The 24664-nt window shown below is 28.7% G+C and carries 27 protein-coding genes; 24 read left to right on the top strand and 3 right to left on the bottom strand.

What is annotated here, in order from left to right; all coding sequences use genetic code 11:
* Positions 1-131: 131 nt before the first annotated feature.
* From mntA to J3477_RS01220, 7 genes are all read left to right on the top strand, one after another.
* Positions 132-548, top strand: a complete 417-nt coding sequence (gene mntA, locus J3477_RS01250; protein WP_371876556.1) for a type VII toxin-antitoxin system MntA family adenylyltransferase antitoxin — start codon at positions 132-134, stop codon at positions 546-548.
* Positions 545-979, top strand: a complete 435-nt coding sequence (locus tag J3477_RS01245; protein WP_206867741.1) for a HepT-like ribonuclease domain-containing protein — start codon at positions 545-547, stop codon at positions 977-979. The genes mntA and J3477_RS01245 overlap by 4 nt, the downstream gene beginning before the upstream one ends.
* Positions 980-1363: 384 nt before the next feature.
* Positions 1364-2530: an alanyl-tRNA editing protein gene (locus tag J3477_RS01240; RefSeq protein WP_206867740.1), complete on the top strand. Its 1167-nt coding sequence runs from the start codon at positions 1364-1366 to the stop codon at positions 2528-2530.
* 21 nt (positions 2531-2551) lie between these two features.
* A complete protein-coding gene (locus J3477_RS01235; RefSeq protein WP_206867739.1) occupies positions 2552-3409 on the top strand; it encodes a GNAT family N-acetyltransferase in 858 nt (285 codons plus the stop codon).
* Between the two features lie 120 nt (positions 3410-3529).
* On the top strand, positions 3530-4549 hold the full coding sequence (locus J3477_RS01230) for a GH25 family lysozyme (RefSeq protein ID WP_206867738.1): 1020 nt from the start codon (positions 3530-3532) through the stop codon (positions 4547-4549).
* 176 nt (positions 4550-4725) lie between these two features.
* Complete coding sequence (locus J3477_RS01225) at positions 4726-4923, top strand: hypothetical protein (protein WP_206867737.1); 198 nt, start codon at positions 4726-4728, stop codon at positions 4921-4923.
* 327 nt (positions 4924-5250) lie between these two features.
* The gene (locus tag J3477_RS01220; protein ID WP_206867736.1) at positions 5251-5406 is read left to right on the top strand and encodes a hypothetical protein; all 156 of its coding nucleotides are present in this window, start codon (positions 5251-5253) and stop codon (positions 5404-5406) included.
* A gap of 70 nt (positions 5407-5476) precedes the next feature.
* Here J3477_RS01220 and J3477_RS01215 read toward each other — a convergent pair whose 3' ends face one another.
* Complete coding sequence (locus J3477_RS01215) at positions 5477-5665, bottom strand: YjfB family protein (RefSeq protein ID WP_228731177.1); 189 nt, start codon at positions 5663-5665, stop codon at positions 5477-5479.
* A gap of 399 nt (positions 5666-6064) precedes the next feature.
* Here J3477_RS01215 and J3477_RS01210 point away from each other — a divergent pair, with 399 nt between their 5' ends.
* The 12 genes from J3477_RS01210 to J3477_RS01155 all read left to right on the top strand — a co-directional run bounded on the left by J3477_RS01210 (position 6065) and on the right by J3477_RS01155 (position 19482).
* Complete coding sequence (locus tag J3477_RS01210; RefSeq protein ID WP_206867734.1) at positions 6065-6910, top strand: YitT family protein; 846 nt, start codon at positions 6065-6067, stop codon at positions 6908-6910.
* A gap of 255 nt (positions 6911-7165) precedes the next feature.
* Complete coding sequence (locus tag J3477_RS01205; RefSeq protein WP_206867733.1) at positions 7166-7912, top strand: hypothetical protein; 747 nt, start codon at positions 7166-7168, stop codon at positions 7910-7912.
* Positions 7913-7984: 72 nt separating this feature from the next.
* The gene (locus J3477_RS01200) at positions 7985-8533 is read left to right on the top strand and encodes a GNAT family N-acetyltransferase (RefSeq protein WP_206867732.1); all 549 of its coding nucleotides are present in this window, start codon (positions 7985-7987) and stop codon (positions 8531-8533) included.
* Positions 8534-8775: 242 nt separating this feature from the next.
* Positions 8776-9390: a TetR/AcrR family transcriptional regulator gene (locus J3477_RS01195; protein WP_206867731.1), complete on the top strand. Its 615-nt coding sequence runs from the start codon at positions 8776-8778 to the stop codon at positions 9388-9390.
* A 26-nt stretch (positions 9391-9416) separates the two neighbouring features.
* On the top strand, positions 9417-10298 hold the full coding sequence (locus tag J3477_RS01190) for a hypothetical protein (protein ID WP_206867730.1): 882 nt from the start codon (positions 9417-9419) through the stop codon (positions 10296-10298).
* A 2-nt stretch (positions 10299-10300) separates the two neighbouring features.
* Positions 10301-10789 (top strand): flavodoxin domain-containing protein, encoded by a 489-nt coding sequence (locus tag J3477_RS01185; protein WP_206867729.1) that lies wholly within the window; start codon positions 10301-10303, stop codon positions 10787-10789.
* Between the two features lie 276 nt (positions 10790-11065).
* The gene (locus J3477_RS01180) at positions 11066-11662 is read left to right on the top strand and encodes a TetR/AcrR family transcriptional regulator (RefSeq protein ID WP_206867728.1); all 597 of its coding nucleotides are present in this window, start codon (positions 11066-11068) and stop codon (positions 11660-11662) included.
* Between the two features lie 103 nt (positions 11663-11765).
* Complete coding sequence (locus tag J3477_RS01175) at positions 11766-12470, top strand: ABC transporter ATP-binding protein (protein WP_206867727.1); 705 nt, start codon at positions 11766-11768, stop codon at positions 12468-12470.
* A gap of 2 nt (positions 12471-12472) precedes the next feature.
* On the top strand, positions 12473-15814 hold the full coding sequence (locus tag J3477_RS01170; protein ID WP_206867726.1) for an FtsX-like permease family protein: 3342 nt from the start codon (positions 12473-12475) through the stop codon (positions 15812-15814).
* A gap of 342 nt (positions 15815-16156) precedes the next feature.
* A complete protein-coding gene (locus tag J3477_RS01165) occupies positions 16157-17047 on the top strand; it encodes a D-alanine--D-alanine ligase (RefSeq protein ID WP_206867725.1) in 891 nt (296 codons plus the stop codon).
* Between the two features lie 14 nt (positions 17048-17061).
* Positions 17062-18516: a MocR-like pyridoxine biosynthesis transcription factor PdxR gene (gene pdxR / locus J3477_RS01160; RefSeq protein WP_206867724.1), complete on the top strand. Its 1455-nt coding sequence runs from the start codon at positions 17062-17064 to the stop codon at positions 18514-18516.
* Between the two features lie 225 nt (positions 18517-18741).
* A complete protein-coding gene (locus tag J3477_RS01155; RefSeq protein WP_206867723.1) occupies positions 18742-19482 on the top strand; it encodes an N-acetylmuramoyl-L-alanine amidase family protein in 741 nt (246 codons plus the stop codon).
* Positions 19483-19518: 36 nt separating this feature from the next.
* On the opposite strand, the gene J3477_RS26025 is transcribed toward J3477_RS01155, so the two are convergent.
* A complete protein-coding gene (locus J3477_RS26025; RefSeq protein ID WP_228731176.1) occupies positions 19519-19872 on the bottom strand; it encodes a DUF5658 family protein in 354 nt (117 codons plus the stop codon).
* Positions 19873-20179: 307 nt separating this feature from the next.
* Between J3477_RS26025 and J3477_RS01150 the strand changes: the two genes are divergently transcribed.
* Entirely contained in the window at positions 20180-20479 is a 300-nt protein-coding gene (locus J3477_RS01150; RefSeq protein ID WP_206867722.1) for a Dabb family protein, read from the top strand.
* Positions 20480-20642: 163 nt separating this feature from the next.
* Here J3477_RS01150 and J3477_RS01145 read toward each other — a convergent pair whose 3' ends face one another.
* Complete coding sequence (locus J3477_RS01145) at positions 20643-21929, bottom strand: methyl-accepting chemotaxis protein (RefSeq protein ID WP_206867721.1); 1287 nt, start codon at positions 21927-21929, stop codon at positions 20643-20645.
* A gap of 316 nt (positions 21930-22245) precedes the next feature.
* Between J3477_RS01145 and J3477_RS01140 the strand changes: the two genes are divergently transcribed.
* The 4 genes from J3477_RS01140 (at position 22246) to J3477_RS01125 (ending at position 24627) form a co-directional block, all read left to right on the top strand.
* Positions 22246-23094, top strand: coding sequence for a YitT family protein (locus tag J3477_RS01140; protein WP_206867720.1), 849 nt, complete (start codon positions 22246-22248; stop codon positions 23092-23094).
* A 110-nt stretch (positions 23095-23204) separates the two neighbouring features.
* On the top strand, positions 23205-23399 hold the full coding sequence (locus J3477_RS01135) for an alpha/beta-type small acid-soluble spore protein (protein ID WP_200267952.1): 195 nt from the start codon (positions 23205-23207) through the stop codon (positions 23397-23399).
* 516 nt (positions 23400-23915) lie between these two features.
* Positions 23916-24197, top strand: a complete 282-nt coding sequence (locus J3477_RS01130; protein WP_206867719.1) for a hypothetical protein — start codon at positions 23916-23918, stop codon at positions 24195-24197.
* A gap of 229 nt (positions 24198-24426) precedes the next feature.
* The gene (locus tag J3477_RS01125; RefSeq protein ID WP_183277457.1) at positions 24427-24627 is read left to right on the top strand and encodes an asparagine synthase; all 201 of its coding nucleotides are present in this window, start codon (positions 24427-24429) and stop codon (positions 24625-24627) included.
* Positions 24628-24664: the final 37 nt, after the last annotated feature.

Below are 24664 nucleotides of genomic sequence, written 5' to 3'. Positions count from 1 at the left end.
ACTTTTATTTTAGCAAGGATTTGGATATAATATTAATACTAGGTAGATAAGCTAGGTTAAGGATATAATGGTGTCCTGATAAAAAGATTTGTAAATATAAGATGTAATTGACCTAAAGGTTGGTGTTTATTTTGGATTGTGATGAGAGACAGTTAGCTCTTGATAAGCTTAACTCAAAAGAAGTATGTGATTTTATTAAACAATTGAATATATCTAATGTTATCATATTTGGAAGTTTAAATCATGGCGAATTTAATGAGATATCTGATGTGGATATTGCTGTGCTTAACGAGAAAAAAATATCACTTGATACAATTTTAGATTTTGAGTTATTCTTAGAAAATTTACTAAATAGACCAATAGATGTTGTTGATCTTAGAAGTGATAAATTAGATTTGTTTGTTAAAATAAATATTTTAAATTATGGTAAAATATTATACACAAAGGATCATGGAAAGATGTTTGAGAATATTTGTGATGAAGTTGACAGAGTCTATAAGGAAAATGAAAATTTTATATACTTTAGGAGAATGGATGTATTATCATGAATGATGAGAGACTTGTAAAAATAATTGAAGATTTAGAAGAGTGCAAAGCTGACATAAATGAATGCTTAGAGGTGCTAGAAAAATATAAAGACGATGAACTTATAACCAAACTAGCAAAATCAAGCTTGAGGCAGTTATTTGTTGGTTTTCACACAATACTAGAAGATTTTTGTTCTATTGCTCTTAGAGAAATAAGAAAGTTCAAGATAGGAATTTCCTTAAGTGATAGTTTTAAACTTTTGAGAAAAAGCGATGTATTTGATGAAAAAACTTATCTTTTTCTTGAAAAATCAAGATTGGTGAGGAACCGAATATCACATCGGTATAAAGAGCCAAGTCATGAAGAATTGCTAGAACATATCGTAAATAATACAGATAAATTTGATGTAATAATCAATATATCTAAAAGGTTTCTTAGAAAATATCAATAAGTGGCATCTTATAAATTATGGACTATTTAAATTGTCCACAATTTGTAAGGTGTTTTTTTACTGTATAGTATAAAAGATTTTATTATAAGTTGGTCAATTTTTTTTAATGAGGTCTATACAATTTAAATAGCAACATGAATATATTAGTAAATTATTTAATATATGCTATAATTTTATTTAAACATGTTCTTACTTATAAGCTAAATTTAAAAAAGTTTTACAGTTGATTTTATTAGTTTATATAAGATTAACTTATGAAGATTTAAGTTGCAGGAGAGCATGAATTTATGCTGTTTTAAATGTATAGCTCCAACTTATACTAGTTACTGTATAAGTTAGATTTTAAAACCGCTGTTGAACTAATGAAAATTGGGAGGTATGAATATGACTGAAAAATTATTTTATAAAGATCCATATATATGTGAAGCTGATTGCGAAATTGAAAGAATTTTAGATAAAGGAGATAAATTTGAAATTGTACTTAAAAGCACTCCTTTTTATCCTGAAGGCGGAGGACAGCCTCATGATTTGGGATACATTGATGATATTGAAGTAAGTTATGTATACGAAGAAGATGATGTAATATATCACGTGACTGATAGAAAACCAGAAGGAAGTGTAGTCAAATGTAAAGTTGATTACGAAAGAAGAGTGGATAATATCCAACAACATTCAGGAGAACATCTATTGTCTGCCGCTTTTTTTAAGCTTTTTAAAGTATCCAATGCAGGATTCCATCTAGGAGAAGATTACGTGACAGTTGATATGGAACTAAAAGATGCTACTGAAGAAATTATAAAGAATGTAGAAAAAGAAGTTAATTTATACGTATTTAAGAATGAACCAATCAAAACATATTTTCTATCAAAAGATGAGGCACAAAAGCTTCCGCTTAGAAAAGAAATAAAAGCTGAAGGTAACATAAGAATGGTACAAATTGGGGATAAGACTGATTTTAGTGCTTGTTGTGGTACACATGCAAACAGGGCTGGAGAGATTGGTCTGGTGAAGATAATAAAATATGAAAAGTATAAAGGAATGACTAGGGTATATTTTAAATGTGGGTTCAGAGCATTAAAAGATTATCAAGTAAAGCATGACTATATTGTTGAATTAACTAGAACTTTATCTGCAGATCCGTCAGAGATAAGTAATAAGATAAAAAATCAGAAGGATGAGGTTATAGTTCTTAAAAAGAAGATTGGAAGCTTGTATGCTAGCATAGCTTCAAGTAAAGCTCAGGAGCTTATGGATAGTTCCAGTGACAAATTTATATTAGCGCAATATGAAAATGAAGGGTTTGAACTTATAGAAAAAATATATGATGAACTTAAAGAAAAAGATTTTATATTAATTTTAAGTTCTTTAAAAGATAAAAAATTAATGCTATCCCAAAATGGAACGTTCAATTTTCACTGTGGAAAATTATTTAAAGAAACCTTAAAGGATTTTGGAGGCAGGGGTGGCGGAAACGCTAAAAGAGCTCAAGCAAGCTTTGAAGAGGAAAACTTACTTAATAAATATATAGAGTATCTAAAAGAAAATCTTTAAAACGAAATTGGAGGAGTATTTTTGATAATAAAAGAATTCAATGAACTAAATCAGGAACTAATTAATTCCATAAGAATTTTGGAAAATATTTGCATAGAATATGATGGGCTAAATGGAAATATGTTTTTAGATAACTCATTAAACTTTAACAAAAATATAAAAAACTTATTTATGTTATATGATGAGGACACTTTAATAAGTGTTTTGTATATGTTTATTCCTACTAAGGCAGAAGCAGAAATATCAGCATATACACATCCTAAATATAGAAAAAGAGGATACTTTAAATCTTTAGTTCATAGAGCAAAGGAAGAGGCTAAAAAATATGATATAAAAGATTTATTATTTGTTTGCGAAAGTCAAGCAAAGGATGGAAAAGAAACTGTAAAAAACCTTAAGGCTATTTATGATTTTACAGAGTATCTTTTGAAATACAAAAGAGACTGTAAAGAATTGGCTATGTCAAATTTTATTAAACTTAGAAAAGCATCTTATGAGGATGCTAAAAAAATCATTGATGTTTGCGTTGATGCATTTGATGACAGTTATGAAGTTTCTCAAAGCTTTATAATGAAAACATTAGAATCCAAAGATAGAGAAATTTATGTATCAGAATTAAATAATGAGATTATTGGTTCATGTTCTGTAAGTTACGATGGAAATGACATATTTTTATTTGGATTTGCAATTGCTAAGGAAAATCAAGGTAAAGGCATGGGGAAAGAGACTTTAATAAAATTAGTTAAAGCTTTATGTAAAAATGAAAGTAAAAATGTTTTTATTGAAGTTGATAGTGGAAATGACATCGCCTTTAATTTGTATAAAAAATGCGGCTTTGAGATAAAAACTGCTTTTGAATATCATAGAATAAACATATAATGAAGAACAAAAGAATATTAATTTTACACTTATAATTACTCCATAAAAAATATGACTAGAATGTACAAAAAAGGACCAAAATTGCACATTTTCTCATATATATTAATAGGGAGGGATATTATGTATAAAGGAATTGATATTTCTAATTACCAAACTAATGTTGATTATTCTCGAGTAAAAAATAGTGGAATACAAGCAGCATATCTAAAAGCATCTGAAGGTACAACTTATAAAGATAAGATGATGGTTACTCATTATCAAGGAATGAAGGCACAAGGGATACTAGTTGGATTTTATCATTTTTTTAGAGCAAGAAGTGTTGAAAATGCAATCGATCAAGCTAACTTTTTTGTGGAAGCAACAAAAGGTTATATTGTTGACTTAAAATATGCATGTGATGTAGAAACGACTGAAGGATTAGATAAAAATCTTTTAAGTAGCTGTGTCAGAACTTTTATTGATAGGGTGAAAGAATTAACAGGAATAGATTGTATAGTATATACAGGAAGCTATTTCTCAAAAAACAACTTGACAGATATTTTGAAAGGTACTCAGTTATGGCTAGCTCATTATACTACTGGAACGCCTAGCTGGAACACAAATATTTGGGAAACTTGGAGTGGGTGGCAATATACTTCATCAGGTTCAGTTAGCGGTATTTTTGGACCTGTTGATATGGATCAATTTAAAGAAGATTTATTGACAGGAAGTACACAACCAGTAAACCCAACTCCACCTATGGGGCAAGTAAGTGGAGCAAATGCAGTTGTAAAAAATGATTGGTTCTATGGGAGAACAGCTAATGGTGATATTGAGCCGGGAAGAATAGTTGAAATTGGGGATAGAATAAAAGTTATTGATGTATCCTACAGTAAGCAGCTTAATTTAGTTGAATACCCTATACCAGGAGGTACAAGACAAACTTATATAAGGAATGTTGTAGCTAATATTGGCTATTTAAATGCCCCAATTTATATAAGTGGCTATAGACAAGTATATGATAGATTTTCAGGTGCAAGTATAGGAAGCGTAAATAGTGAAAATGTTATTGTCTTAGAAGACTTGGGACATGGAAAATTAAATGTAGTATATAGCACTGACAAAGGACCATGGACTAAATCCGGTGTAATAACAAGATAAAAAAATTAAGCTTGGAAGTTTTTATTTCCAGGCTTTTTTGCTGTATGTAAAAGTACAAAATTATTCAAATCACAATTTTAAATTAAGCCTAATAAAATTATAAAAGCACTGCATATACGAACTTGTGTTTGCATATTGTGATTATATATATTATAATATTATTGAGGTGATTAGTAATGGATATATTAAAAAGTGCTTTAGAACTTCATAGGCCTGTTACAATTATCTACATGGACAAAGACAGAAAAATAACAAGAAGAAATATTCAAGTACTAGGTATAAAAGGCGAGAAAGTGGAAGCCTTTTGTTACCTAAGAAGACAAAAGCGTTACTTTAAAAAAGAAAATATTCTCGCTGCAGAATATATACACTAATAAATTATGTCTAACAAAATGTATAAATAATTAAACTAGGAACGGCAAGTTATGGTATGTGAGGATTTTCAAAGCGTCAATAACTGAATAAGTGCAAAGTATTCCAGTAAAAGAAAGATATACGTAAATTGATCAGTACCTCCTATTTTAATAAAGGATAATTATATAAGTTGTAGAGAAAATATATATATGGATTTTGTAATATATCTATATACTGTTGCAATTACTAAAAAATCTTAGAATTTACTTAGAGTAAATTCTAAGATTTTGATAACTTAAGTAAGGTAATAGATACTATATTTTCTTAAATTTTTGGAGGTGTGAGTAATGATACGTGAAATTGTAGGAGTTTCAACTTTGATAAACATGCTAGGCAACGAAAAAAAATCAAGGAAGACTTTCCCTTCTAAAACAATTAGCTTTTTAGGAACAGCTACAGGCGTAGGTGTTGCAACTTATATGCTTATAAGAAAAAAAATATAAAATAGGCTTGATATTTCAAGTCATTTTTACTGAATAGGAATGTAGAAAGACTGGATAAAATCCAGTCTTTCTACACTTTAACATCTAAGTTACTACCTAGATTAGGGTTCACGTTTAGCTCCATCATTTTAATTAGATTTTGTGAGTCATCCTTAGAACCATCAAGAGTTTTTTTTATTAATGAAATACTCACAGCTTGAGCTAAGTTGTCCTGCTTCATTCCTATAGATAATGATGCTATATCAGTAATAATATCCACATTTTCATCTCCCATATGAATATCTAAATAAGCGTAATACCACTTTCTTTAAACTTATTAAATTATAGGGGATTCTATGAAAAAATATTGTTTAAATAAGTGGTATATTTAACATATCGTAATAAAAGTAAGAAACTTAACCAGTAAAAATTAATATTTGGTTATACAAGGATAAAACGTTAAAATAAATTTAAAGATTGACATAAAGTCCAATTTTGGATAATATTATGTTGTAAATAAAAGACGTTCGCAGAACAGCGCTTCTGTGTAATGAGAGCATATAAATCTTAAATTGTTAATTGGCGAAAGAAGCCCATTGCATATTTTGATTTATATGCTCTTTTTTGTTGAAAATAACTTAAACTTTTTCTTAAGTTAAATGACAGGAGGAGAAATTACATGAAAAATAAATTCAAAGATTTTTTACTGCTTTTTACTGGATCTGTTTTAGTAGCTTTAGGTACTTATTTTTTTCTAGCTCCAAATAAAATTGCTGCAGGGGGAATTAGTGGAATAGCTATCATTATTAATAGCTTAATACCTAAACTGCCAATTGGTGGATTAATGATGTGCATGGAAATAATATTATTTTTATTAGGTATATTGGTGATTGGGCCTTTTTTTGGCGGGAAAACAATATTTTGCAGTTTTTCTATTTCTGGAGTTATACTAATTCTGGAAGAAGTATTTCCTAATATTAAACCTATAAGTGATGATGTACTAATACAGCTGATTTTCGGAGTGCTAATTTGTGGACTAGGTATGGGGATTGTATTTAATCAAAATGCATCTACAGGCGGAACTGATATAATTGCTAAAATAATTAACAAATATTTCAATATATCTATTGGTAACTCACTTCTAGCTGCAGATATTATTATAACTATTGCAGCCACATCAATATTTGGAGTTAACATAGGACTTTACTCAATATTAGGAGTAATAATAAACTGTACTCTTATAGATAAAGTAATTAAAACTTTAAACACATATAAGCAAGTTGCAATAATAAGTTCTCAAGGCGAAGAAATCAAAAGATATATAATGGATATTCTAGAAAGAAGTGCAACGATTTACTATGCCAAAGGTGCTTATAATAATAATGAAAGCGAAGTTATAACTACAATTCTTAGTAGAAAACAGTTTATTCAGTTGAAGGAATATATTGGCAGTATAGATGATAGAGCTTTTATTACAATTAATGAAGTGAATGAGGTAGTTGGTGAGGGGTTTACTTTTAGTTAACTACTAAGTAAATATAAGTAAATAATTGAATTCTCTAAATTATTATATTTTGAATTTTAAAAGGCTAGTAAATAACAAAACGTTATTTATTAGTCTTTAATTTTGTAAAAAAAAATTTCGTTCGACAATCTTCCTGTAAATCTGCAGATGAAATACTTTATAATATACAAGTATGTATATTTATACTAAAAAAATGCTTAAAGTTACATGGCTTTTAATCATGTAAAACAGAGGTGTCTATTAGGGGGAGTTAGAGTGTTTAAAAATTTTTTTTATAATATAGATAGAGTGAGAAGTTTTATTAACAAAGGTATATTTATTTTACTGATATTAAGTGCAGCTTTATTTTATATTTTCGGACTATCAGTAATAATAGACAAGTTAGTAATTAGTAATAGGGATGCGGAAAGCTTTTTAATTGCTAATACGAATCTGAATACTGTAGTTTATTCTGTTTTACCAATTATTGTTATAATGATGCTGGTTTTGTATATTTTAATATTAATATTCAAAAATAGAGAGAGTTCATATATATATCAGTTTGGCCAAATTAATAGAATTCAGCCCAAAAGAAAATTCGGATTATTAAAGTTTAGTTTTACAGTTGTTGTTATTATTTCAATCCTTAGTTTCTGGTTTTACTATACTGTGAAGAATTATTATGAGCTTTTGCCTAGTAAGATAGTGCATCATAATATTATTAAGTCTAAAGAACTTACATATAGTTATAATGATATAAAAGATTGTGATATAAAAGTAAAAACTAGAGGGAAGAACGATTCAGAGTTAGTGTATAATATTAATTTTAACGATGGAAGTTCATTTGATGTTGCTCATAATATTTATACTGAAGGGAGCTATATAGGCGCAATTGGAGAGCTTGATAATATAATATTAGATAAAAAAATTAAGAAGAATATAAATAAACAAAATTATTATTTGTTACTTAATAGCAAAGATGAAGAAGAGATAAAGGTTTATAAAAGAGTATTCAATGAATAAAAAGTTTAAAATTGAAATGTAGAAACACTAATTAATATAACTTTATTTGTATATTAGAAGAGGTAAGTTTATATGTTTAATTTTATAAAAAGTAATCTGCCAATAGAGATTTCAGAAGAGTACAAAATACGCCTTATTGAATCAAAGGACAAAGAGAATCTTTTTGAAATTTATAGCAATGAAAAAGTGGCAAAATATATTAGTAGAAACATACATAAGGATATGAGTGATACAGAAATGTTTATGGTTACTATTTCAAATAGGAATAGAAAAGGTAATAACTTATATTTAGGTATATGTGAAAATAAAACAGATAAGCTTATTGGAGTAGTAAGATTTTTAATCAAAGATGATGAAGAAACTATAACGATTGGATATGGTTTAAATGAAGAATATTGGGGGAAAGGCATTATTTCAGCTTCAATTGAGGCTATTATTGATATAATAAAATACAGTTATAATGGAATTAGACTGAGAGCGACTATAAGAACTGACAATTATAAATCTATTAAGTGCATTGAAAAATTAGGATTTCAATTTCATAGCAAATTTATTAAAGCTGATAATGGAACAGAGGATACACGCCAAAGAGAAAGACTGTTATATTTTAGAAATCTATAGAGTTAACATTATAAATGAAACCACAGGTTATTTTATTCATAGTAGTAAATTAACTAGTGGTTTTTTGTGTTCATAAAGGAGATTACTTTTAAATATATAGCTTTTTAAATTAAATAATTATTTTTATAAAAAGCTATATATTTTATATTGAGTAATTGACACTAAAATTTTACAGTGATATGATTTATTTAACGGTGTTAAATAATTTAACGTTGTTAAATGATTGTGTAGGAGAATAGAAATTGGGAATTCAACATAGAAGAGAAAGAGAAAGACAAGAAAAGAGAGAGCTTATATTAAATGCAGCAAAAGATATCATAAACTTAGAAGGAATTGACAGTGTTACTGTAAGAAAAATAGCTGACAAAATAGAGTATACCGCACCGATTATATATCATTACTTTAAGGATAAGGATGAAATAATTGACTGCATAATGAGAGAAGGATATAAAAAGCTTATTGAGTCTATAGCAATTATGGGAGAGAGTGAAGCTGAACCTGCAATTAGAATAGAAGATGGATTAAGAAATTATATCAATATGGCTTTAAAAATGAAAGAAGAATATAGAAATTTGCTTTTGAATAGCTCACCTAATGTACTTCAACATACGTCGGTGCTATTTGAAGGTGCATCAAAAGAACGAAAAGCAATAGACATACTATGTCAGAGCATAGAAAGCTTATGGAATGAAAGTGATATTGATAAAAGTAAAATCGAACTTACTGCTCAAATCATATGGACATCAACCTTTGGTCTAATAATAAGGCTTATGATCGAAGACTTTATTTCTATTGAGCAAAAAGAAAAACTTATTAATTGTCATATTGAAGCAGTTTTCAAAATATTAAAATATTAAAATATTATTAAAGTGAGGTTAATTGGATGAAATTAAGAAGATCAGTAAACATTCTTTCAATCTTAATAGCACTTTTATCTCTTTTGGCGGCTGTATACGGTGTCTTCTCTAATCAAAGTTATGGTAAAACAGAATTTACTACAATTGGTGGAGAAATTGTGAAAATGTATGGAAGGGGTATTTATCATAATGACTCGGTTTCTATAGCATCTCAAGCAATTTCGCAAGATATAGTTACGATAATTCTAGCAGTTCCGTTGCTACTAATTTCTTTATTCTTAGCAAATAAAGGGTTTATGAAAGGCAGATTGCTACTTACAGGGACCTTAGGTTATTTTTTTTATACGTATACATCTTACAGTTTTCTGTCTATGTATAATAAATTATTTTTGATTTATGTAGCTTTAATGTCCGTTAGTTTTTTCTCACTTACTCTGATGATTACTTCTTTTGATATTGACAACATTAAATCTCATTTTAGTGATAACATTCCGAGAAAGTTTATAGGAGGATTTTTATTGTTTATGTCCTTTGTCGTTGGTTTAATGTGGATTGGAAAGATCGGAGCAGCATTTTTAAAAGGTGGATATCCACAAGGATTAGAGTATTATACCACTTTGCCTATACAGGCACTTGATTTAGGCTTTGTTGTTCCAATAGCAAGTATTTCAGGAATCTTTTTGATTAAAAATAAATCCTTAGGATATCTTTTAGCACCAATAATGATAATTAAAGAGATCTCTATGCTTACAGCTATAACAGCTATGATAATAGGTCAGATATATTCAGGTATCTCAATGTCAATAGGGGAGATTATTATATTTCCATGCTTCAATTTAATTATTATCTATTGTCTGTATCTTGTAATAAGTAATGTTAAAGAAAATAATCATATAGTTGGGAGATAATAATGAAGAGTTTAATTATTTATGCTACTAAGTATGGTACAGTTGAAAAAGCTTCAAATCTTATAAAAGATAAAATAGAAGGAGAAGTAGTAATTGTCAATATTATTAAACAGGAGCCCCCTTCTTTATGTGAATTTGATAACGTAATATTAGGCGGATCAATATATATAGGAAATATACAAAAAAAGTTAAAACAATTTGCAATGACCCACGAAGAAGAGCTCTTAATGAAGAGAGTAGGGCTTTTTATATGTGGAGGTGCCGATAAAGAAGAGGAAAAGGATAAGGAATTAAAAAATGCTTTTCCGGCTAAATTATACGAAAATGCTATATGTAAGTGCTCATTTGGATATGAATATAAATTTGATAAACTAAATTTTTTAGAAAAGGCAATGATTAAAAAAATAACTGGAATCAAAGATAGTGTATATAAACTTTCGGAAGATTCTATAAAAGATTTTATAAATAAAATGAATAAGGCCACATTATAAATTTAGGCGATGTTGAAGCACCATGTTGAAATTACTATTAAACATAGCCTAAATCTTAAAAATTATAACAAGAAAGACAATCATATCAACTACAGATAGATTGTCTTTTTTATGTCAATTTTCATTTTTAGGTTTGTTATCTGTATGTAAGTTTTTAAATCCTAATTTTAAAAGTATGGTATCAGCTAATAAGAAGATAAATAATAATAATGAAGTCTTAAGTTGACATTGACTTTTTTTAAGAGTAAAATTTTAAAAGTGAACGGAGGTTTTCTAATGCAATATCAAAAGGATGAAATTAGAAAAAGTATTATTGATGAAGCAATAAAAGAATTTAATACTAAAGGGTATAAAGCTGCTTCCATAAGGAGTATAGCTAAAAATTCTGGTACTTCAGTTGGCAATATATATAAATATTTTGCTAGTAAAGAGGAGTTATATGAAAGTCTTATTGGTGCAGTCTATCATAAAGTTATGGAATACATAAATCAATTCAAAAAGGTAGAACTTAATGATAAAGCAGAAGATATATTCTATAATCTTCTGGAAAAGATAATGGAGATATTCGATGATAATAGAGTAGAGCTATCGATCTTACTTAATAAAAGTGAAGGCTCAAAATACGAAAATTGTAAGGTAACTTTTGTTGATTTTATTACTAGAGTTGTCACAGAGGTAATGGAATATGGATTAAAGATTCAGAATAAAAAACTTAAAGATAATTTTATAATATATCTTCTTTCTTACAGTCTAGTGGAGAGTATTTCGATTATATTAAAAGAAAAAAGTGATGAAGTCGAAGTTAGAAAGCTAATATTAGACCTAATCGATATCTTTTACAAGGATATAATAAATAAGCTTGAATACTTTTAGTAATAGAATCTTGGAAATGTGATTTGTGCTTTATAAGACTAGTAACATAAGTTTTAATTTAAAAGAGAACGAAGGTTCACAAATAATTTTGGAGGGAAAGTCAATGGGGAGTTTTATCGAGTTAAAAAATGTTAGAAAAAGTTATACCATGGGCGAAGTTGTAATAAAAGCAGTTGATGATGTTTCCTTTTCTATTGAAAAGGGGGAATTTGTCATTGTACTTGGTGCCAGTGGGGCAGGGAAGTCTACTATCCTTAATCTTCTTGGTGGAATGGATCATGTGACTGAGGGAAAGATTCATGTAGATGGTAATGAAATAAGCAGTTACAATACTAAAATGTTGACAAAGTATAGAAGAGAAGACATTGGATTTGTATTTCAATTCTATAATTTAGTGCAAAACCTAAATGCAGTAGAAAATGTTGAACTTGCTGTTGAAATATGCAAAGAACCAATGAACCCAGTAGAAGTACTTAAGAATGTGGGACTTGAACATAGAATCAACAATTTCCCTTCACAGCTTTCTGGAGGAGAGCAACAAAGAGTTTCTATAGCAAGAGCACTTGCAAAGAATCCGAAGCTCTTACTTTGTGACGAACCAACAGGTGCATTAGACTATAATACTGGTAAATCAATATTGAAACTTCTTTCTGATACCTCTAAAAAATACAATATGACTGTAATAGTAATTACACACAACACAGCTATAGCCCCAATTGCTGATAAAATAATAACTGTCAAAAGTGGTAAGGTTGAAAGTGTTAAAACTAATTCAAATCCAGTAGCAATAGAAAGCATCGAGTGGTAAATATGAAAAAGACATTTTTTAAAAATTTATTCAGAGATATTAGAAAGACACTTTCAAGATTTTTATCTATAGTTATTATAATAGCAGTTGGTGTATCTTTTTATGCAGGTGTTAGAGCTACTAGTCCAGATATGAAAACATCAGCCGATTCTTATTTTAGCAGTAATAATTTGATGGACTTTAAACTTATATCAACTCTAGGACTTACTAAAGATGATTTAGAAGAAGTAAAAAAGCAAAAAAGTGTAACTGCAGCAGAAGGCTCGTATTCTCTTGATGCTGTTATTGTAAAAGAAGATCACTCCTTAGTATTGAATATTAATGCTCTTCCGTCAGAAAGTGGAATTAATTCAATAAAACTGGTTGAGGGGAGAAGACCTAATAACAATACTGAGGCTATTGCAGAAGATAGATTTTTAAAGGAAAACAATCTTAAGATTGGTGATAAAATTAAACTACAATCAGGTAATGATACAAATATAGAAGACAAGTTAAACAATATCGAATTTGAAATAGTGGGTTCAGCAAAATCGCCTATGTATGCTTCAGGTCAAAGACAATTAAGCTCCGTAGGAAACGGTTCAGTTAGGGGTTTTTTATATATCCTACCTGAAGTTTTCAAAAGTGAAGTTTTTACAGAAATATATGTAAGAGCTGAAAGTGAAGAATCAAAAAATAGTCTTTTAGAAAATGAAAAGTATAAAGAAGTTATATCAAGTCTAGAAAAAGATTTTAAGACTCTTGGAGTAAAAAGAAGTGAAGTTAGATATGCAGATGTGATGAAAACCGCTGAAGATAAGTTGAAAGAAGCAGAAGATAAACTTAACAGTTCAAAAAAGGAAGCAGAAGATAAATTTGAGGATGCCTATAAAAAACTGGATGATGGAAGAATTAAACTTAATCAAGGTAAAGCTGAACTGAAGAAAAATGAAGACTTATTCAATAAGAAGATTTCTGATGGTGAAAAGCAAATAGCAGATGGAAAGAAAGCAATTCAAGATGGAGAAACAAAGTTAAACGCTAGTGCCCTTGAAATTGAAAATGGAAAAATTGCAATAGCTTCAGGAAAGAAGCAACTTGAGGATAATTTAGCAAAGGTAACTGAAAGCAAAAAGCTTGCTGCAGCGGGTATTTCTGCTGGAATTGAAGCACAGATAGCAACATTAAATGCTTCATTAGAGAAAGACCCTACGAACCCAATGATCATAGCACAGCTTAATACTTTAAATCAAGCTTATGGTGCTGGAATAAAGGGTAAAGACTTTGATTCTATGTACAATTTCTTAAAAAGCAATGGTATGTTAGCTCAATTACCGAATTCTAAAGATCTAGATGATCTTAATAATGCCTCAAATCAAATTAATACTGCAAAAGCTGAAATAGAATCTAAAGAAAATGAACTTCTTTCAGGAGAAAAGCAGCTTTTAGCTGGTAGAAATGAACTGGAAAACAGTAAGAAAAAAATTGCGGATGCTGAAGTGGAGCTTAATAAAGGTAAAACTGAAGGGCTTGCAAAGCTAAATGATGCTAAAAAGAAGCTTGCAGACGGTGAAAAAGAGTTAGAAGAAAATTCTGCAAAACTGAAAGATGAAGAAGAAAAAGCAAACAATAAAATAAAAGACGCAGAAAATGAAATACAAAAAAATAGAGATAAGTTAAAGGATATAAAGAATCCAGAATGGTATGTACTAGGCAGATCACAAAACGTAGGCTATGAAAACTATAGACAGGATAGTGATAGAATTGATAATATCGGAAAAGCCTTTCCTTTGATATTTTTCTTAGTTGCTGCACTGGTAAGTCTTACTACAATGACCAGAATGGTTCAAGAAAATAGAATAGAAATAGGTACTTTTAAGGCATTAGGTTATTCAAGAGCAGCCATTGTTGCTCATTATTTAATTTATTCTCTATCAGCAAGTGTACTAGGAAGTGTCATCGGAGTTTCTTTTGGTTTTAAGTTATTTCCTCCACTTATAATGAATGCATATACTTCACTTTATGCCATACCAAATTCGCTAACTCCCTTTAACACTACCTTAGCAATAGAGGCTTGTTTGATTGCAATTTTATTTACAACTGTTGCAGCTGTTGCAGCTACATTAGATGAACTTAGAGAAGTTCCAGCATCACTACTTAGACCTAAGCCACCTAAATCTGGTAAAAAGATTTTGCTTGAAAAACTACCTTTTATATGGAAAAGATTGAGCTTTACAAGAAAGGTCACTGCCAGAAATATATTTAGATATAAGCAGAGATTTTTAATGACCGTTATAGGAATAGCTGCCTGTACAGGACTTATGATAACAGGTTATGGACTAAAGGATGGAATACTTGGTGCGGTAGAAAAGCAATTTAACGATATTTATATTTATGATATGCAAACCTCACTTACTCAAAATGTGGATAACGATGAGAAAAAGAATATCGAAGAAAAAATTGAAAGTAACCCAAATATTAAATCCATACTATTCACCTACTTTAAGAATTCCACAATTAAGAAGGCAAATTCATCAGATGAAGATGCATATCTAGTAGTGCCTGAGAGAAGTGATATATTAAATAACTATATAAATCTTTCTAAGAAAGGTAAAAGACTTCAACTTACCGATGATGGTGTTATAATTACTGAAAAGTTATCAAAGCTAGTTGATAAAAAAGTCGGAGATGTAATTGAAATAACCGTTAATGATAAGGTAATGAAGGCTAGGATTGCTGCAATAACAGAACATTATGTTCAGCATTATATCTATATGAGTTCAAATTATTATAAAAAGCTTGCGGGGGAAGATGTTAAGTATAGTGGATTTTTTGCATTAATTAATGATAAATCCAAAAATACAGAAAACAAGTTAGCTGAAGATTTCAACGCTATTGATAAGGTTGGTTCTACAAGCTTTAAAAATAGTACTCATCTTGATTTTAATAAGAGTATGAATAGTATAAATTCAGTTGTATTAATACTTATAGCTTCAGCGGGTGTTCTTGCTTTTGTTGTAATTTATAATTTGACTAATATTAATATAAGTGAGAGAAGAAGAGAACTGGCTACTATAAAATTGCTTGGATTTTATAATCATGAGCTAGCGGCATATATATACAGAGAAAATATGATATTAACAGTAATAGGAAGTATAGCTGGTATAGCAGTAGGGATACTTATTAATAATTTTGTAGTTGCTGCAGCAGAAACTAATGTAATAATGTTCTTAAGAACTATAAAGCCGATTTATTTCTTGTATTCTGTGTTATTAACAATATTGTTCTCTATTATAGTTAATTTAGCTATGTATAAAAGATTTGATAAAATAGATATGATTGAATCACTAAAGAATGCAGAATAAATTATTAACGATTTATTCTTAAAATAGTAATACTGTGTTAATAATATGATTATACAATTAAGATAATAAAAAAATCGACCACACAAGTTAGTAAAAAACAGCTGGATCCCCCCATCTAGCTGTTTTTTTGCTTTAAAAAATTATATAAATAGATATTCCATTTCAATTTAAAAAACATACAAATAACCTATTTAACCATTAATGGTATCTAACTTCATTTATAGCTTTTATTTGGAATTGTTATATCTATACCACACATACATAAAACTCTACAGTTAGTGGTACTTAAAAAAAATAAGCTTGACACATATACTTATATTAAAACAAGGAGGAGTGAAGTTTATGAAAGTTGGAGTTTTAATGGGTGGGATATCATCAGAGCGAGAAATATCTCTCATGTCAGGAAAAGAAATTGTTGAAAATTTAGATATAGATAAATATGAGGTTATTCCAATAGTTGTAGATTCTAAGATTGACATATTTGATAAGGTAAAAGATATTGATTTTGCGTTCATTGCTCTTCATGGCGCCTTTGGAGAAGATGGTACTGTTCAGAGCATACTTGAAGCAATGAAAACACCTTATTCTGGTTGCGGTGTTTTAACAAGTGCAATTTGTATGAGCAAGAAACAGGCTAAGAGGATAATGAAAAATCAAGGATTAAATGTAGCTGAAGATATAAACTTAAAAAATAAAAATTTTTCAATCACTAATATAGAAAAGCTAAAATACCCTATGGTAGTAAAGCCTAATTCTGGAGGATCTAGTGTTGGAACTTTTATAGTAAGAGATAGAAGTGAGTTAATTGATGCAATTAATGAAGCCTTTAAATATGATAAGGAAGTTCTAATTGAACAGTATCTACAAGGAGAAGAGTATACGATACCGATATTAAATGGCAAGATTATGCCCATATTGCAAATCAAAACAAAAGAAACCTTCTTTGATTATAAAGCAAAATATTTCGATGATAAAACTGAGGAGGTTGTAGTAAATCTACCAAAGGAATTAGAAGAGCAAATGGAAATAATAGCTTCAAAGTGCTGGGATATATTTGATTGCAAATCATATGTTAGAGTTGATATTATAGTAAGTGGTGGAATTGCATATGTGCTAGAATTGAATACAGCACCAGGAATGACAAAAGCTTCCTTGTTCCCTAGAAGTGCAAAAGCAGCAAATATGGAATATTCAGAGCTTTTAAATAAAATTGTTGAATATTCTTTAATTTAAGAGGTGATAGATATTTGATTTTTTCTGCATTTAATTTTAATAAAAAAGAACCCTTTTATATACAGCTAGAACAGCATATTAAAGAAAGTATAAATAGCGGCTTACTTCAAAAAGGAAGTAAGCTGCCTTCTACTCGGGAAGTTAGCGAACTATTAAATATAAGTCGAAGCACTGTTGTTACAGCATATGAGAATTTAGAAAGCGATGGTATAATTAAAAGCTTGAAAGGCAAAGGAACCTTTGTATCTTTACAGCTTAAGAGTGAAGATAAAGCTTTTAATATAGAATGGGATTTAAAAATAAATAAATATGCCAATATCTGTGAAAGTTTAGATATAATAAAAACTGAATTGCCATGGGAAAAAGGTATGATTTCATTTAAAAGCATCGCGCCAGATGAAACTTTATTTGATACGGAAGAATTTAAAAGGTCTTTTTTAAGTACTTGGTCTTTCCAAGGAGACAAGTTACTTAATTATGGTTACGCTCAAGGTTATAAACCTCTTATTGAATATTTATTAATGTATATGGCTAATAAGGGGGTAAATATTGATGGAAAAGATATTTTAATAACTAATGGATTTACAGAAGCCTTTGATATACTTATAAATTCATTAACAGAGCCAGATGATAAAGTAATATGTGAAAATCCAACCCATAATACTGCATTAAAAATAATGAGAGCTCACGAGCTTAATACCCTTGGAGTAAAAATGACACAAGAGGGAATGGATCTTAAGGAACTTGAATATAAATTAATAAATGAAAGACCTAAGCTTGGTTTTATAATACCATCATATCATAATCCTACAGGTATAGTTATGAAAGGAGAACATAGAAAAAAAGTACTTAATTTATTTGAAAAATATTCTGTACCCATAATAGAGGATGGTTTTAATGAAGAACTTTTGTATTCAAGTTCTCATGTTCCACCTCTCGCAAGTTTATGCAATAAAGGTAATGGAGTTATATATATAGGAAGTCTTTCTAAAATACTCTTTCCAGGTCTAAGAATTGGATGGGTTTTGGCAGATAAGAAGCTTATAAGTACGTTAGAAAGCGTGAAAAGAGCTAGAAATATACACAGTTCTTTTTTGGATCAAGCACTTTTGTTCAATTATATGAATAATGGAGCATTTAACAAGTATCTAAAAAAGGTAAGAAAGCATTATAGAGAGAAATATAATTTTACCTTTTCGGCAGTGATGAATCATATACCTAATGAATTTATCATGGGAGAAGGGGGACTTCATATATTTGTTAAACTTAAAGGAATCAGCAGCAGAAAAGTGCTTGAAGGTTGTTATAAAAGAGGAGTAGTATTTACACCTGGAGATATTTTTTATACTGATGGCAGTGGATATGACACATTAAGATTGGGCTTTTCTAAAGTAAGTTTACAAGACATTGAAAAAGGTATAAGAGTAATAGGAGAGGAGATTAATAGGATAAATTTATCTACAGGATAAAATAAAAAAGAAAAATTTATTGGACTGTCAAATTTTTCTCATATACATTGTAAAAGGCAGATGGGTAAAAATAGCTAATAAAAATTAGCTATTTTTTTGTGTAATAAATTTTACATTTAATACATATATTTAATGTTTACACATTTGGAAAATAGATGTAAAATAATATATAAATATGGGAATAAATACAAAAAATCTATAGCTATGTGGTTAGGAGATTTTTAAATGAAAAAGAAAAGAAAACGATATAAAATAAGGATTGAAAGGCTAGCATTTTCATTTTCAGTAATTTCTATGCTTATATTATTAGTATTAAATGGAGCTATTTCAATATTTAGTTCTAGCAAGGAAAAAATTAATGATACTACGTTGTTGGTTAAATCAAAGCCAAGTTTTGTAGTCTGCATTGATCCTGGTCATGGAGCATATGACAGAGGTACAGAAAGTGCTGATGGTGTATTTGAGAAAGATGTAGTGCTAAAAGTAGGACTAAAAGTTGGACAAATTCTTGAGAATAATAATATAAAAGTGGTTTATACAAGAAAAGATGATGAAACAATATTAGGATCAGATGATAAAGAAGACCTAAGGAAACGTGTGCAGATAGCTCATGATAATAAAGCTGACGTATTTGTTTCAATTCATTGTAACAGTTATAAGGATGCATCAATTAAAGGTATCGAGCTTTGGTGTGATGAACCTAATACAAAAGATGAATTATTAGCAAAGTACATTCAGGATGAGCTTTATAAATTGAAATACACAGAAAAACGTAATATGAAGTATCAAAGTAATTCTCCGCTATATGTTCTGAAGAATAATGATGCGATTTCAACATTGGTTGAAATTGGATACTTAACCAATAAAGATGATAGTACATTTATAACTTCTAAAAATGGACAAGCCAAGTGTGCAGAAGCAATTGCAAAAGCTATCTTGAGTTTCAAGGAAAGTATAAAGAAATAAGGGCAATAATCAAGTTATTAAAGCCCTTATTCTTGCTTATTTTATATAAAATTTTAACAATACAAGCCATATTAAGTGCAATAGATTTATGAATGAATATAAAATGATACAAGCTATTATTATTTTATTTGAATATATTAATTGATTTAAAGTTGCTTTCTTCATCCTATTGTATATTATTACAATTAAAGTGGCAGGAATTAAAATCTTACAAAGAACAGCTAAAAGTGGAGTGTTGAGTATTACAGCCATAAGCGTATTGCCTTCATAAAAGTATCCGCTATTAACCAAAATAAGCGTAAAGAATATATCTGATATGTTAAGAAGATATATAATTAGTAACTTCTGTTTTATAATTGACAAGTTGTAATTTTTAATAAAGTTAAGCATCAAATCACTCCTTATACAAAGTAGGATTTCCAATTTTTAGATAGAATATAATGAATAAACCATAAGTGTGATATAAAAAAACAAAAAACTTTAAATTAATACTTCAATTGGAGTTGCATATATTTAAAAGCTTAAACTTGCAAATAGTATTTATTTGAAATAAAATAAAACTTAAATAAATTTTTATATTGATGAATGACTTCTTATTTAAATTTATATTTTTGAATTATCATCTTAGAACCTAGAAAAGGTTCAAAAATAAAAGTCCGATTGAAGTAATACATCTTTGGAATAGGGAGAGGTTAATATGATTAAACATATAGTTATGTGGAAATTAAAGGATTATGCAGAAGGAAATGATAAGCAATTTAATGCAAATGAGATTAAAATAAGATTAGAGTCTTTAAAGGATAAAATCACTGTGATTAGAAAAATAGAAGTTGGAATAAATAATAACGCTGTTAATTCGTATGACGTGGTTTTATATTCTGAATTTGAAAGCTATGAAGATTTAGATATATACCAAAAACATCCGTTACACTTAGAAGTGGCAGCGTTTGTTGGAGCTGTTAAGGTCGATAGAACCTGTGTTGACTATGAAGTTTAACTAATTATTGATGTACATGTATTGGTGTAATATAAAATAAGGCTATGTTTTAACAGCGCGTAAAGTAAAAAGCTAGATTCATATATTTAAATTAACTTTCAAGTGTTCAAGGAAAAGTTAATTTGTTAAATATGAATCTAGCTTTTTATAAAGTTAAAAATTATTAGGAAATTTTAAATTTACTTGTAAGTTCATTTAATTCTTTTGCGATATCGTTCAAATGATTTGATGTATTAAGAACTTGTTCTATATTGGCATTTTGTTCTTGGAGTGAGGCCGAAATTTCTTCAGTATTTGCAGCTGATTCTTCAGCAACTGCGGCGATTTCTTCAATTGTACTTACAACATTATCTTTATTTTCATTTACCTTATTTATGTTACCGATTAGTAGGTTAACCTTATCTAACATATTGTCAACATCGCTTTTAATTGAGTTGAAGGTCTTACCAGTTTCGTCAGAAACTTGTCCAGTTTTATGTATGGTGTTTGATGCTTCAGTCATATATTTTTCAGTTTCAGAAATCATAGATTGGAAATCGTTGATTATAACTTCTATTTCTTTTGTGGATTGTTCAGTTTCAGTTGCAAGTTTCTTTATCTCATTTGCAACTACTGCAAAGCCCCTGCCTGATTCACCAGCCCTTGCTGATTCTATTGAGGCATTCAATGCTAATAAATTTATTTGACTAGCGATATCGTTTATTGTGTTAGTAATACTACTAATATGATTTGATTGTTCTTTTAAATTATTAATCCTAACAGCAACCTTATCAGATACAATCTCATTTTCTTTAATAGTATCAACAAGTTGATTTATATTTACAATACCAGCATCATTTGAGTGTTTAGTTTTATCTATATATTTTTTTATTAATGTTGTCGATTCTCCTATATTGTTGATGTCATCTGCTAAGTGTTCAAGTTTTTCTGTACCATTTAAAGTACTGCTTGATAATTCGTTTGATGCAGTAGCTATTCCATTCACAGCACTAGTTATAGATTCAATGGTACAAACGTTTTGTTCAACAATCTTGTTCATATCCTCTGAACCTACAGCAATTTTATCAGAGCTTTCAATTATTGATAAAATTAATGATCTAAGTTCTTCTCTCATTTTAGATACTGAGGTAGCCATTTGATTAACTTCATCATTTCCTCTTATCTTGTGTAACGTATCATAAGCGGTTTTATCCACAGTAAAATCAAAATTAGCGGTTCTATTAAGTACTTTTGTCACCACTGAGATATTTGTTGAAATTTTGTAAGTAAGAAAAGATGCAAAGCCCATACTTATTAGAACAATTGGTGCAGCAATTATGAAAATTATGTCTAGTTTGTCTTTGCTTATATATCCTTTTATAACAAGATACATATAAATTATGATAAATATGCTGCTTACCACTACAGCCCCAAAAGAATACATAAGCTTTTTTCTGATTGAAGATTTCATGCTATTACCACCTTATTTAAATTGTATTTTTTCTTAAATTAAAATTTATTTAATGTTTCACCTCCAAAAAAAGAAAGATTTATACACTATAGTGCATATTATACAACTAAGTTTTATAAAATTACAATATAGCGCATTAATTTACCTTTGAATTTAATAATAAATTAATAATTAAAGTTTCTTTATAGATATTAGTTTGCAAATATAGAATCATTAAAAAATTGTCATTATATTATTAATGTGGTATTATTAATGGTATAAAAATAGAAAAATAGCATTATGATAAGGAAATTTCATAATTTTAGAGGAGGTTATAATGAAGAATAAATTTGCAACCACATTTTTTAAAGTAATATTTATAATCACAGGAGCAATATTGGCTGCAATAGGACTAGAAATATTTTTAATACCTAATGAATTAGTTGATGGTGGAGTAGTCGGTATCTCAATTATGGTAAGCCATTTGACAGGTCTACCTTTAGGAGTATTTACGTTCATTCTAAATATACCATTTTTTATTTTAGGCTATAAGCATATTGGTAAGACATTTACAATTTCAACACTTTTTGCAGTAATCTGCTTATCTTTGAGTGTTAACTTTTTTCATCCTATTCCTGGAATTACCCATGATACATTACTTGCTGCAGTATTCGGTGGTGTTATTATAGGTACAGGAGTTGGATTGATAATTCGAAATGGTGGCTCATTAGATGGAACAGAAATAGCAGCAATAATATTAGATAAAAAGTTAAGCTTTTCAATTGGAGAGATTGTAATGTTTTTCAATTTCTTTATATTAGGGATATCAGGAACATTATTTGGTTTTGACAGAGCAATGTATTCATTAATAGCATACTTTATAGCCTTCAAGGTAATAGATGTTATCGTAGAAGGACTTGACGAATCAAAAGCTGTTACAATAATATCTGATAAGCATATTGATATAACAGAAGCTATTGTGGACAGGCTTGGTCGTGGTGTGACGCTACTGGACGGAAAAGGCGGATATAAGGGAATAAAAACTAATGTGATATATGTTGTAGTATCAAGATTAGAGATTGCCAAAGTAAAAAGTATTGTACAAGGATTTGATGAAAATGCATTGATCACTATTGGAACTGTAGAAGTTGCAGGGAAAAGATATAAGAAGAAGCCTATTCATTAGTTGGAGAATGTTTCATTATATACCATTAATCAACCTGAATATAATATCTGTAATTATATAAAATAGTATTAGAAACACAAACAAAAGATATTTTTTAGGAGGGATTTACAATGGCAAGAAGTAATAGAACTTTAGTTCCAGAAGCTAAGCAAGCTTTAAACAAGATGAAACAAGAATCAGCTAAGGAAGTTGGCGTTAATCTAAAAGAAGGATATAACGGAAACCTTACATCTAGAGAAAATGGTTCTGTAGGTGGAAATATGGTTAAAAAAATGATACAAAGCTATGAAGATGGATTAAAATAGTAAACATTTAGGTTTTACGAATAATATCCATCATCGAAAAAAATTCTAAATGATGTAATGATAATGGCAGGAGATATGAATACTCCTGCTATTATTTTTAATTAAATCTAAAGTGATAATATCTAATATAATATACTCGTAAATGAGCAAAGTTTATTGAAAACTGAATTTAAAGTGAGATCTAATCTTAAATATAAACTAATATTAAAATAAACAAATAGATAGCCTGATTTAATTTAAAATCTAAACTATATAAAATAGAAGATAAAGTTTAATTTGAAAATAAAATATAAAAAATTATATTACTATATAAGATATAGCCAAAAAAAGGATTATATATTAAAATTGTCTTAGTCAATCGTACTTTAGTAAATAATTTAATATAAAAAATTATTTACTAGGAAAATTTTATCTTCGTATAAGTTTATTTTTGAAAATTTGTTTGAATCTAAGTAGAAATTTAAAAATCAAATTTTATAACGAAGAAATATATTAATATAATAAGGAGTAGATGAAATGACTATTATAGTATTCTCAGGTAATGAAGAAGGAGTTAGTGTAGAATTAACTACAGAAAAATTAGATAAGGCATTGGAAAAATATAAAGAAAATATAGAAGAATATTTTCTTGAAATATGGATTGAAGATGATGTAAAGCTTGGAGAAGTAGTTTTTGATTATGAATCTGAAGAAGATAATGCTCAAAAGTGTTTTTACTTTTTGGATGAGGAAAATGAAGAACAGTTTAGTTCTTTAGAAGATGTGAAAAAATATATATTGGAAAGAATCAAGGCATAGAAATATGCCTTTTTATTTTATAGAAATTATAGTGCTTATAATATCTAATAATTTCAAGTGCTTGTGATAGTTATTCAAGTAGTATAGTAAAAAAACTTATTGGACTACAAACTATCTTTATTAGGAAAATGTATTAGTTTAAGTGATGGTTATAAAAATTGGTAAAAAGTTTTTAGAATAATTAATATTTTTCTCCTTAAAATACTATATATGAAAGGAGTGATTATTAATGAGAATTAAAGAGGGAACAATTCCAACTCTTATAGGTAGTGTTGTTGTAGCTGGAACAGCAGCTTTAAGAGCAAATGAACTTAGAAAACATGGAATGAGACGAAGAGACATAGTTCCAATGGCCGAAACTGCTTTATTAGGATTTGGATTAGCACATGTAGTTTTAGGTACTATTGATATGGTTCAACATCATAGATAAGCTTAAGAGAACCTTCTGGTTCTCTATTTTTACAGTA

The sequence above is a fragment of the Clostridium zeae genome, assembly GCF_017312485.1.
Lineage (GTDB): Bacteria > Bacillota > Clostridia > Clostridiales > Clostridiaceae > Clostridium_AR > Clostridium_AR zeae.
Note: the sequence above shows the minus strand (reverse complement) of the source record. Positions and strands in the feature narration are given on the sequence as shown.